This window comes from Pseudomonas sp. BCRC 81390, assembly GCF_030341915.1.
Taxonomy (GTDB): domain Bacteria; phylum Pseudomonadota; class Gammaproteobacteria; order Pseudomonadales; family Pseudomonadaceae; genus Aquipseudomonas.
Map to the genome: position 1 here is coordinate 43,531 of NZ_JATAAG010000015.1, position 11,174 is coordinate 54,704.

Genomic DNA, 11,174 nt, shown 5'->3' on the forward strand with positions numbered 1-11,174 from the left:
AAATGCTGGAAACAGTCATCGTTGTTTTTCATCTGTTGGCAGCGCTGTCGCTTGTAGTGCTGGTTCTGTTGCAACAGGGTAAGGGTGCGGAAGCAGGTGCATCTTTCGGCGCGGGTGCTTCAAATACCGTGTTCGGGAGCCAGGGTTCTGCAACGTTCCTGAGTAAATTAACTGCTGTACTCGCTGCCACTTTCTTTTTGACAGCACTTGGGTTAGGATACTTCGCGAAGCAACAAGCTCACCAGCTTAGCCAAGCAGGTCTTCCAGATCCAGCAGTGCTAGAAGTGAAAGAGCCGCAGAAACCGGCAGTTAATGATGATGTACCGGTGCTCCAGCAGCAGAAGAGCGAAACCACCACTAACACTGGTGATGTACCTCCTCCGGCACAAGAGCAGAAGTAACGGGTTTCAAGTAGTAGTATTGCCGAGGTGGTGGAATTGGTAGACACGCAACCTTGAGGTGGTTGTGCCCATAGGGTGTAGGGGTTCGAGTCCCCTTCTCGGTACCAATTAAAGCTTGAGAGCCCGCTTTAGCGGGCTTTCTTGCAGGTGAAGGTTCGGATTTGACCCTCGAGAGGGTTCGGTCTTATACTTTTTCCCCAGCTTTGTCGCGGGGTGGAGCAGCTTGGTAGCTCGTCGGGCTCATAACCCGAAGGTCGTTGGTTCAAATCCAGCCCCCGCAACCAGCTTCAGCGGAGCCCCTTTTCAGGGGCTTTTTGCTAACCGAACAGTTTTCGGCGTCGTTGTCCAACGGCGCTTTCAGGGATGGGCGCTTTGCCCATTTTTTATTTGCACAGCATGCACGAGGGGGTTCAGGTGTCGAGCAAGCTAGAACAGTTGCAGGCCTTGTTGGCCCCGGTTGTCGAGGGTCTGGGCTATCAGTGCTGGGGGATCGAATACGTTTCCCAGGGTAAGCATTCGGTACTGCGCATCTACATCGACAAGGAAGGCGGCATCCTGGTGGACGACTGCGAAGCGGTCAGCCGTCAGGCCAGCGCAATCCTCGACGTAGAAGATCCGATCAGCAGTGAGTACACCCTCGAGGTGTCTTCTCCAGGCATGGATCGCCCACTGTTCACTCTGGAACAGTTTGCCTCGCATGCCGGCGAACAAGTGAAGATCAAGCTGCGCTCACCCTTCGAGGGTCGTCGTAACTTCCAGGGCCTTCTCCGCGGTGTGGAGGAGCAGGACGTGGTGGTCCAGGTGGACAATCAAGAATTCCTGTTGCCGATCGACTCGATCGACAAGGCCAATATTATTCCCAGTTTTGACTGAGACGTGCCGGGCCCGGCGGACTATCCGGGCCCAATGGCTTGCGCAAGGCGAGGCGTACGATGAGCAAAGAAGTACTGCTGGTTGTTGAATCGGTATCCAACGAAAAAGGTGTACCGCCCGGCGTCATTTTCGAAGCGCTGGAAGTGGCCCTGGCCACTGCAACCAAAAAACGTTTTGAAGACGAAGTCGACCTGCGTGTGGAAATCAACCGCCACACCGGTAGCTACGAGACCTTCCGTCGCTGGACCGTGGTCGACGAAGCCGATCTTGATGATCCGGCGATCGAGACCTGGCTGGACAAGATCAAGGACACCCACCCTGAAGCCAAGGTCGGTGACGTGATCGAAGAGAAGATCGAGTCGATCGAGTTCGGCCGTATCGCCGCCCAGACCGCCAAGCAGGTCATTGTGCAGAAGGTCCGTGAGGCCGAGCGTGCCCAGGTGGTCGATGCCTACCGCGAACGCGTTGGCGAGATCATTTCCGGCACCGTCAAGAAGGTTACCCGCGACAACGTCATCGTTGACCTGGGCAACAACGCCGAGGCCCTGCTGGCCCGCGAAGACATCATTCCGCGCGAAACCTTCCGTGTTGGCGTGCGCCTGCGTGCGCTGCTGAAGGAAATTCGCACCGAAAACCGTGGCCCACAGCTGATCCTGTCGCGCACCGCGCCACAGATGCTGATCGAGCTTTTCCGCATTGAAGTGCCGGAAATCGCCGAGGGCCTCATCGAAGTCATGGCTGCTTCCCGTGATCCGGGTTCGCGAGCCAAGATCGCCGTCCGCTCCAAGGACAAGCGCATCGACCCGCAAGGTGCCTGTATCGGCATGCGTGGTTCGCGCGTCCAGGCCGTATCCGGGGAGTTGGGTGGTGAGCGTGTGGATATCGTCCTGTGGGACGATAACCCGGCGCAGTTCGTCATCAACGCCATGTCGCCGGCTGAAGTCGCGGCGATCATCGTTGATGAAGATGCCCATGCCATGGACATCGCCGTCGCCGAGGACAACCTGGCCCAGGCCATTGGCCGTGGCGGTCAGAACGTTCGCCTGGCCAGCCAACTGACCGGCTGGACCCTGAACGTGATGACCGAGAAGGACATCCAGGCCAAGCAGCAGGCCGAAACCGGTGACATCCTGCGCAATTTCATCGATGAACTGGAAGTCGACGAGGAGCTGGCCCAAGTGCTGGTCGACGAAGGCTTCACCAGCCTCGAAGAAATTGCCTACGTACCGTTGGAAGAAATGCTCAACATCGATGGCTTTGACGAAGAGATCGTCAATGAGCTCCGCGCTCGAGCCAAGGACCGTTTGTTGACCAAGGCCATCGCTACCGAAGAAAAACTGGCAGATGCCCACCCAGCCGAAGACCTGCTCTCCCTCGAGGGCATGGACAAGGACCTGGCGGCGGAACTGGCGGTGCGCGGCGTGGTTAACCGCGAAGACCTGGCCGAGCAGTCGATTGACGATCTGCTCGACATCGACGGCATCGACGAAGAGCGTGCCGGCAAGTTGATCATGGCCGCCCGAGCCCACTGGTTCGAGTAATTAGGCGCGGCCTGAGGAGAGAAGTGCATGACGCAAGTCACGGTGAAAGAACTGGCCCAAGAGGTCGAGGCACCGGTAGAGCGCCTGCTGCAGCAGATGCGTGAGGCAGGTCTGCCGCACACCGACGCCGGTCAGGTAGTGACCGACAATGAGAAGCAGACCCTGCTGACTCATTTGAAGAGCAGCCACAAGAGCAAGGCGGAAGAGCCGCGCAAGATTACCTTGCAGCGCAAAACCACCAGCACCCTGCGTGTCGCCGGTAGCAAGAGCATCAGCGTAGAAGTACGCAAGAAGAAAGTATTCGTGCAGCGCAGCCCGGAAGAAATCCAGGCTGAGCAGAAGCGTGAGCTGGAAGAGCGTCGCGCGGCCGAAAACGCCGCTCGCGAGAAGGTCGAGGCCGAAGTTCGCCAGCGCAACGAAGAGCAGGCTCGCCGTCAGGCTGCCGAAACCGCTGCCGCCGCACCTGCGCCTGCTGCCAAGCCAGAGCCGGCACCTGCCGCTGCCCCGGCCCCGGTAGTCGCCGACGCCCCGGCCTCCGAAGACGCCGCAGCCCGTGCTGCCGAGCGCAAGAAGGACGAAGCCCGTCGCAACGAAGGCCGCACCCGTGACGAAGACCGTCGCGGTGGCGAGCGTCGTGGCGAGGCCCCGCGCGTGTCGATCAAGGTCAAGGTCAAGGAGAAGGAAAAGGCTCCGACCCCTCGTGCCGCGCCGCGCACCACCGATGAAGAGAGCGATGGCGTACGCCGTGGCCGTGGTGGCAAGAGCAAGCTGAAGAAACGCAACCAGCACGGCTTCCAGAACCCGACCGGTCCGGTCATTCGTGACGTGACCATCGGCGAGACCATCACCGTCTCGGAACTGGCCCAGCAGATGTCGGTCAAGGCCGCTGAAGTGGTCAAGTTCATGTTCAAGCTGGGTACCCCGGTCACCATCAACCAGGTGCTCGACCAGGAAACCGCTCAGCTGGTCGCCGAAGAACTGGGCCACAAGGTGACCCTGGTCAGCGATACCGCCCTGGAAGACTCCCTGGCCGAATCGCTGAAATTCGAAGGTGAAGTCGAATCGCGTGCACCGGTCGTTACCGTCATGGGTCACGTTGACCACGGTAAGACCTCGCTGCTCGACTACATCCGTCGTGCCAAGGTTGCCGCAGGCGAAGCCGGTGGTATTACCCAGCACATCGGTGCCTACCACGTGGAAACCGACCGCGGCATGGTCACCTTCCTCGACACCCCGGGCCACGCTGCGTTCACCGCAATGCGTGCCCGTGGTGCCAAGGCCACCGACATTGTCATCCTGGTGGTGGCAGCGGACGACGGCGTGATGCCGCAGACTCGCGAAGCCGTTCAGCATGCCAAGGCAGCTGGCGTTCCGCTGGTGGTCGCGGTGAACAAGATCGACAAGCCGGGTGCCGACATCGACCGCATCCGCAACGAGCTGGCGGTCGAAGGCGTGACCTCCGAGGACTGGGGTGGTGACACTCCGTTCGTCAAGGTTTCGGCGAAGATGGGTACCGGCGTCGACGAGCTGCTCGAAGCCGTCCTGCTGCAGGCCGAGATCCTCGAACTCACCGCTACCCCGACCGCTCCAGGTCGTGGCGTGGTCGTCGAATCGCGCCTGGACAAGGGCCGTGGTCCGGTGGCCACCATCCTGGTTCAGGACGGTACCCTGCGTCAGGGCGACATGGTCCTGTGCGGCTCCAACTATGGCCGCGTGCGTGCCATGCTCGACGAGAACGGCAAGCCTGTGAAGGAAGCCGGCCCGTCGATCCCGGTCGAGATTCTCGGCCTGGATGGTACCCCGGAAGCCGGTGACGAGCTGTCCGTCGTGGCCGACGAGAAGAAGGCCCGTGAAGTGGCCCTGTTCCGTCAAGGCAAGTACCGCGAGGTCAAGCTGGCCCGTGCTCATGCCGGCAAGCTGGAAAACATCTTCGAGACCATGGGTCAGGAAGAGAAGAAGACCCTCAACATCGTCCTCAAGACCGACGTGCGTGGTTCCCTGGAAGCACTGCAGGGTTCGCTGTCGGGCCTGGGCAACGACGAAGTTCAGGTGCGCGTGATCGGTGGCGGCGTCGGTGGTATCACCGAAAGCGACGCCAACCTGGCGCTGGCTTCGAATGCAGTACTGTTCGGCTTCAACGTGCGTGCCGATGCCGGTGCGCGCAAGATCGTCGAGCAGGAAGGTCTGGATATGCGTTACTACAACGTGATCTACGACATCATCGAAGACGTCAAGAAGGCCCTGACCGGCATGCTCGGCAGCGATGTTCGCGAGAACATCCTGGGTGTCGCCGAAGTGCGTGACGTGTTCCGTTCGCCGAAGTTCGGCGCCATCGCTGGCTGTATGGTCATCGAGGGTACCGTGTACCGCAACCGTCCGATCCGCGTACTGCGCGAAGACGTTGTGATCTTCGAAGGCGAGCTGGAATCGCTGCGTCGCTTCAAGGACGACGCCTCCGAAGTCCGTTCGGGCATGGAGTGCGGTATTGGCGTGAAGAGCTACAACGACGTCAAGGTCGGCGACAAGATCGAAGTCTTCGAGAAAGTCCAGGTGGCTCGTACCCTGTAAGGGGCGAGCGTGGTGCAGGCCCCGCCCCAGGGCGGCTGGCAGCACCTCTGAAGGTAGCGCCCGGTCAGGCTTCAGCCTGACCGGGCGTTTGCCGCTTTAAGTTACAGGTAGCAAGAATGGCAAAAGAATATAGCCGTACCCAACGCATCGGCGACCAGATGCAGCGCGAGCTGTCGGAGCTGATCCGCCGTGAAGTCAAAGACCCGCGCGTCGGCCTGGTGACCATCACGGCCGTCGACGTCAGCCGCGACCTTGGTCACGCCAAGGTGTTCATCACCGTGATGGGCGCTGACGGCAGCGACGCCGTACCGCAGACCCTCAAGGCCCTGACCAGCGCCGCAAGCTTCCTGCGCCTGCACCTGGGCCGGGTAATGCAACTGCGCAGTGTGCCGCAACTGCATTTCCACTTCGACGAAAGCGTCAGTCGTGGTGCCCACCTGTCGGCACTGATCGAGCGCGCGGTCGCCGAAGACCGTCAGCACAAGGATGCCGACCAGCCGGACGCCGAGGAGTAAGCGGTGGCCCAGGTCAAACGTATCCGCCGCAACGTCAGCGGCATCATCCTGCTCGACAAGCCGCTGGGCTTCACTTCCAACGCGGCCCTGCAAAAGGTGCGCTGGCTGCTCAATGCGGAAAAGGCCGGCCACACCGGCAGCCTCGACCCGCTGGCCACCGGCGTGCTGCCGCTGTGCTTTGGTGAAGCGACCAAGTTTTCGCAGTACTTGCTCGATTCGGACAAGGGCTACGAAACGGTCATGCAGATGGGGCAGACGACCAACACCGGCGATGCCGAAGGTGAAGTGCTGCAGACCCGCGAAGTGACCGTTGGTCGTGCCGACATCGAGGCACTGCTGCCGCGTTTTCGTGGCCAGATCAGCCAGATACCGCCGATGTACTCGGCGCTCAAGCGTGACGGCCAGCCGCTGTACAAGCTGGCACGTGCAGGAGAGGTAGTGGAGCGCGAGGCGCGTTCTGTTACTATTGGCCGCTTGGAGTTGCTCGAGTGCGAAGGCACCCGTGCACGGTTGAGCGTAGGATGCAGCAAAGGCACCTATATCCGCACGCTGGTGGAGGATATCGGCGAAGCCCTTGGCTGCGGCGCCTATGTCGCCGAACTGCGCAGGACCCAGGCCGGGCCCTTCGTGCTGGCACAGACGGTCACCCTCGAGGAACTCGAACAGGCCCACGCCGAAGGTGGTAACGAAGCGCTCGACCGCTTCCTGATGCCTTCGGACAGCGGCCTGCAGGACTGGCCACTGGTGTGCCTGTCCGAGCACAGTGCGTTCTACTGGCTGCATGGCCAGGCGGTACGCGCGCCGGACGCACCGCAATTTGGCATGGTCCGGGTACAGGATCACAATGCGCGCTTCATCGGTATCGGTGAAGTGAGCGAAGACGGGCGCATTGCGCCGCGTCGGCTGATTCGGTCGGAATGACCGAAACCGTAGGGCCAGGCAATCGCCAAACCCCACGGCAACAAGGGTGGCTGTCAGTAGGCACGGTCACACCTTTTTTATTAATACAGGGATTTGTCCCTGGCCTATTGGACCCCGCGTGCGGGATCCGTTATCAGGAGAAGCCACATGGCCCTCAGCGTTGAAGAAAAAGCTCAGATCGTTGCCGAATACCAGCAAGCCGCCGGCGATACCGGTAGCCCGGAAGTGCAGGTTGCTCTGCTGACCGCCAACATCAACAAGCTGCAAGGCCACTTCAAGGCCAACGACAAAGACCACCACTCCCGTCGTGGTCTGATCCGTATGGTCAACCAGCGTCGTAAGCTGCTGGATTACCTGAAGGGCAAAGACACCACTCGTTACAGCGCCCTGATCGGTCGCCTGGGTCTGCGTCGCTAATAGCGGCCTGGCCAGTGGTGTGCATGGCGTGTCGCAGGCTTCGGCAGGGCTGTTTTGCAGTGCTGCCGTTGGACACGCCACGTGTATCTCCGAGGTTGGCAGTCTGGCAATGCTGAGCGGATCTTCCGTTTGGTGCCAGGCTCCCAGCCTCGTGTTGTATCTGGACGGTCAATGGGGCCGATTCCCCGTTCTGCCCAAGAATTCGCAAGAAACCAGTTCCCCCAGAGCCACTGAAAAAAGGTAGGAAACCGTGAACCCGGTAATCAAGAAATTCCAGTTCGGTCAATCGACCGTTACTCTCGAAACGGGCCGTATTGCCCGTCAGGCAACCGGCGCCGTGCTGGTTACCGTCGACAACGACGTCACCGTGCTGGTGACCGTGGTCGGTGCCAAACAGGCCGATCCAGGCAAGGGCTTCTTCCCGCTGTCGGTCCACTACCAGGAAAAGACCTACGCCGCCGGCAAGATCCCGGGTGGCTTCTTCAAGCGTGAAGGCCGTCCTTCCGAGAAAGAGACGCTGACCTCGCGCCTGATCGACCGTCCGATCCGCCCGCTGTTCCCTGAAGGCTTCATGAACGAAGTGCAGGTCGTCTGCACCGTGGTTTCCACCAGCAAGAAGACCGACCCGGACATCGCCGCGATGATCGGTACCTCGGCTGCCCTGGCTATTTCCGGCATTCCGTTCGAAGGCCCGATCGGCGCCGCCCGCGTTGCCTTCCACGAAAGCACCGGCTACCTGCTGAACCCGACCTACGAGCAACTGGCTGCCTCGAGCCTGGACATGGTCGTTGCCGGTACCGAATCGGCTGTATTGATGGTTGAATCGGAAGCCAAGGAGCTGACCGAAGACCAGATGCTGGGCGCCGTGCTGTTCGCCCACGACGAATTCCAGGCCGTGATCCAGGCCGTCAAGGAGCTGGCTGCCGAAGCCGGCAAGCCAACCTGGGACTGGCAGCCAGCCCCGGCCAACACCGAGCTGATGAACCTGGTGCGTGCCGAGTTCGGCGAGGCTGTTTCGCAGGCCTACACCATTACCCAGAAAGCCGACCGCTACAACCGCCTGGGCCAGCTGCGTGACGAGGCCGTTGCCCGTCTGAGCAACGAAGAGACCGGCCCGTCCGCCGCTGCCATCAAAGAGATCTTCGGCGAGCTGGAATACCGCACCGTGCGCGAGAACATCGTCAACGGCAAGCCGCGTATCGACGGCCGTGACACTCGCACCGTGCGCCCGCTGAACATCGAAGTCGGCGTTCTGCCGAAAACCCACGGTTCGGCACTGTTCACCCGTGGCGAGACCCAGGCCCTGGTCGTCGCGACCCTGGGTACTGCCCGTGACGCCCAGCTGCTGGACACTCTGGAAGGCGAGAAGAAAGACGCCTTCATGCTGCACTACAACTTCCCACCGTTCTCGGTAGGTGAGTGCGGCCGCATGGGCGGCGCTGGCCGTCGTGAAATCGGCCACGGCCGCCTGGCCCGTCGTGGCGTGCAGGCCATGCTGCCGAGCGACAGCGAGTTCCCGTACACCATCCGCGTGGTTTCGGAAATCACCGAATCCAACGGTTCCAGCTCCATGGCTTCGGTGTGTGGTGCTTCCCTGGCCCTGATGGACGCTGGCGTGCCGATGAAGGCGCCGGTTGCCGGTATCGCCATGGGCTTGGTCAAGGAAGGTGACAAGTTCGCCGTCCTGACCGACATCCTGGGTGACGAAGACCACCTGGGCGACATGGACTTCAAGGTAGCCGGTACCGCTAAGGGCGTCACCGCGCTGCAGATGGACATCAAGATCAACGGCATCACCGAAGAGATCATGGAAATCGCCCTGGGCCAGGCCCTGGAAGCGCGCCTGAACATCCTCGGCCAGATGAACCAGATCATCGCCCAGTCGCGCAGCGAGCTGTCGGCCAACGCCCCGACCATGATCGCGATGAAGATCGACACCGACAAGATCCGTGACGTCATCGGCAAGGGCGGCGCCACCATCCGCGCCATCTGCGAAGAGACCAAGGCTTCGATCGATATCGAAGACGACGGCTCGATCAAGATCTTCGGCGAAACCAAGGAAGCGGCAGATGCGGCCAAGCAGCGCATCCTGGGCATCACCGCCGAGGCCGAGATCGGCAAGATCTACGTCGGCAAGGTCGAGCGCATCGTCGACTTCGGCGCCTTCGTCAACATCCTGCCTGGCAAGGACGGCCTGGTGCACATCTCCATGCTGAGCGATGCTCGCGTCGAGAAAGTCACCGACGTGCTCAAGGAAGGCCAGGAAGTCGAAGTACTGGTACTGGACGTGGATAACCGCGGCCGTATCAAGCTGTCGATCAAGGACGTTGCCGCGGCCAAGGCTTCGGGCGTTTGATGATTGCTTTGCAGTAGAAAGAAGGCCCCGCGAGGGGCCTTTTTTTATGCTTGCAAGGAACCTTTTGTGGACTTGCATCTTGCATACAGGTTTATCGTGCATATTGCAGAATGCACGACGCCGGTTGCGACGGAATGTTCCTAACTTACTGATTTAAAAGGAAACAAGCGAAACGGCAAAGCTGGCACAGCGCGTGCAACTATCTTCATACCTGACGCCAGGACGTACGGCGCAGACCTTTCGACAAACAGGAGTGACTCACATGAAGAAGTTCGCCATTGCTGCCGCTACTGCTACCGCTCTGACCCTGACCATGGCTAACGGCGCATTCGCTGCAGAGCCAACCCAGGCTCCAGTCATGTTGGCCGCCAATACCGTGGACAACGCCAAGCAGGAAGGTTCCGACACCTGGATCACCACCAAGGTGAAAGCGGACTTGCTGACTGAAAAAGGTATTCCAGGCAGCGACATCAAAGTCGAGACCAGCCATGGCGTTGTCTCGCTGTCGTCTGACGTGGCAGTAACTCAGTCCCAGAAAGAAGAAGCCATTCGCATTACCAAGAACATCAAAGGCGTCAAGAGCGTCATGGCTGACGGTCTGAAAGCCGAGTAAGTATGTCCCGTCGGCCAAACGGATTTGGCCACCTATGCCCAGGCCCCGGCTTCTTGCCGGGGCTTTTCATTGCGCGCTAGTACACCGGATTACGCGCCACCACATCACTTTCAAAGCATTCCTGCTCGACTATCAGTGGCTCGACCAATGGACGGCTATCGCGAAAGTGCGCGGTTTGGGTATGCGCTTCATACGCCGCATCATCGCGGTAGATCTCGTACAGGTATATCACGTCCGGATCGACGCGATCTTGCGACACATCGAACACCAGACATCCAGGTTCGCTGGCGACGGAAGCGGCGGCGTTGACCTTTATCGCAGTCAGAAAATCTTCGGCGCAGCCGGGCTTCACTCGGGTCTTGATGAACAGGCTATACACAAGGCTCTCCTTTTGTTTTAAATTCATACATGAATTGTATACAAAAATGGAGCATCGCCAATGTCCGAATTGCCCGCCCGCCCTGGCCGCCTGAACGGCCTGCGTCATATTGCCTTGCTTGTGCCCAACCTGGAGGAGTGTGAGCGCTTCTACGTCGATGTGCTGGGCATGGAAGTGCTGAATCGAGCCAACGAGGACCTGGTGTATCTGACCTGTGGTAACGACAACCTGTCGCTGGGGCGCGGGGCAGGGGCGGCAAATGGCTTGCAGACCCTTGACCATTATGGGTTCATCGTCGACAGCGTGGAGGAGCTCGAGGCTTGGTACCAGTACTTCAAGGCGCGTGGCGTAACCTTGCTCGACAAGCCGTTCAACCACGGTGACGGCGCGCGCAGCTTCCACCTGTTGGACCCGGCTGGGAACAAGGTGCAGCCGCTGTATCACCCGGCGGTGTCGGGGCAACGGCTGGTCCAATAGCTTATACGTGGCCATTGTAGGAGCGGCCTTGCGTCGCGAAAGGGCCGCGAAGCGGCCCCCGGTCCCTGGCACTGATGCAATGGCTGGGGCCGCTTCGCGGCCCTTTCGCGACG

11 protein-coding genes and 2 tRNA genes are annotated in these 11,174 nt (G+C 60.4%); 12 read left to right on the forward strand and 1 reads right to left on the reverse strand.

Annotation, left to right across the window (positions count from 1 at the left end):
* Positions 1-2: 2 nt before the first annotated feature.
* From secG to QSV36_RS08770, 11 genes are all read left to right on the forward strand, one after another.
* Entirely contained in the window at positions 3-401 is a 399-nt protein-coding gene (gene secG / locus QSV36_RS08720; RefSeq protein WP_170032748.1) for a preprotein translocase subunit SecG, read from the forward strand.
* A gap of 21 nt (positions 402-422) precedes the next feature.
* Positions 423-508 (forward strand) — tRNA-Leu (locus tag QSV36_RS08725).
* 100 nt (positions 509-608) lie between these two features.
* Positions 609-685 (forward strand) — tRNA-Met (locus QSV36_RS08730).
* A 130-nt stretch (positions 686-815) separates the two neighbouring features.
* Entirely contained in the window at positions 816-1,274 is a 459-nt protein-coding gene (gene rimP, locus QSV36_RS08735) for a ribosome maturation factor RimP (RefSeq protein ID WP_003249960.1), read from the forward strand.
* Positions 1,275-1,333: 59 nt separating this feature from the next.
* Positions 1,334-2,815, forward strand: a complete 1,482-nt coding sequence (gene nusA, locus QSV36_RS08740; RefSeq protein WP_170032746.1) for a transcription termination factor NusA — start codon at positions 1,334-1,336, stop codon at positions 2,813-2,815.
* A gap of 27 nt (positions 2,816-2,842) precedes the next feature.
* On the forward strand, positions 2,843-5,383 hold the full coding sequence (gene infB / locus QSV36_RS08745; RefSeq protein WP_170032744.1) for a translation initiation factor IF-2: 2,541 nt from the start codon (positions 2,843-2,845) through the stop codon (positions 5,381-5,383).
* A 116-nt stretch (positions 5,384-5,499) separates the two neighbouring features.
* Entirely contained in the window at positions 5,500-5,898 is a 399-nt protein-coding gene (gene rbfA / locus QSV36_RS08750; protein WP_289131213.1) for a 30S ribosome-binding factor RbfA, read from the forward strand.
* Between the two features lie 3 nt (positions 5,899-5,901).
* The gene (truB, locus tag QSV36_RS08755; protein WP_170032740.1) at positions 5,902-6,819 is read left to right on the forward strand and encodes a tRNA pseudouridine(55) synthase TruB; all 918 of its coding nucleotides are present in this window, start codon (positions 5,902-5,904) and stop codon (positions 6,817-6,819) included.
* A gap of 147 nt (positions 6,820-6,966) precedes the next feature.
* Positions 6,967-7,236, forward strand: coding sequence for a 30S ribosomal protein S15 (gene rpsO / locus QSV36_RS08760; RefSeq protein WP_003249971.1), 270 nt, complete (start codon positions 6,967-6,969; stop codon positions 7,234-7,236).
* A gap of 250 nt (positions 7,237-7,486) precedes the next feature.
* Positions 7,487-9,592: a polyribonucleotide nucleotidyltransferase gene (pnp, locus tag QSV36_RS08765; RefSeq protein ID WP_225779311.1), complete on the forward strand. Its 2,106-nt coding sequence runs from the start codon at positions 7,487-7,489 to the stop codon at positions 9,590-9,592.
* A 262-nt stretch (positions 9,593-9,854) separates the two neighbouring features.
* Complete coding sequence (locus tag QSV36_RS08770) at positions 9,855-10,205, forward strand: BON domain-containing protein (RefSeq protein ID WP_289131214.1); 351 nt, start codon at positions 9,855-9,857, stop codon at positions 10,203-10,205.
* Between the two features lie 76 nt (positions 10,206-10,281).
* Here QSV36_RS08770 and QSV36_RS08775 read toward each other — a convergent pair whose 3' ends face one another.
* On the reverse strand, positions 10,282-10,584 hold the full coding sequence (locus tag QSV36_RS08775; RefSeq protein ID WP_289131215.1) for a heme-binding protein: 303 nt from the start codon (positions 10,582-10,584) through the stop codon (positions 10,282-10,284).
* Between the two features lie 60 nt (positions 10,585-10,644).
* Between QSV36_RS08775 and QSV36_RS08780 the strand changes: the two genes are divergently transcribed.
* Entirely contained in the window at positions 10,645-11,061 is a 417-nt protein-coding gene (locus QSV36_RS08780) for a VOC family protein (protein ID WP_170032732.1), read from the forward strand.
* Positions 11,062-11,174 lie beyond the last annotated feature (113 nt).

Excerpts from the sequence above, each read along its gene's own strand:
- rpsO (WP_003249971.1), top strand. The coding sequence starts at position 6,967 with ATGGCCCTCAGCGTTGAAGAAAAAGCTCAGATCGTTGCCGAATACCAG.
- secG (WP_170032748.1), top strand. The coding sequence starts at position 3 with ATGCTGGAAACAGTCATCGTTGTTTTTCATCTGTTGGCAGCGCTGTCG.
- nusA (WP_170032746.1), top strand. The coding sequence starts at position 1,334 with ATGAGCAAAGAAGTACTGCTGGTTGTTGAATCGGTATCCAACGAAAAA.
- QSV36_RS08780 (WP_170032732.1), top strand. The coding sequence starts at position 10,645 with ATGTCCGAATTGCCCGCCCGCCCTGGCCGCCTGAACGGCCTGCGTCAT.
- infB (WP_170032744.1), top strand. The coding sequence starts at position 2,843 with ATGACGCAAGTCACGGTGAAAGAACTGGCCCAAGAGGTCGAGGCACCG.
- rbfA (WP_289131213.1), top strand. The coding sequence starts at position 5,500 with ATGGCAAAAGAATATAGCCGTACCCAACGCATCGGCGACCAGATGCAG.
- QSV36_RS08770 (WP_289131214.1), top strand. The coding sequence starts at position 9,855 with ATGAAGAAGTTCGCCATTGCTGCCGCTACTGCTACCGCTCTGACCCTG.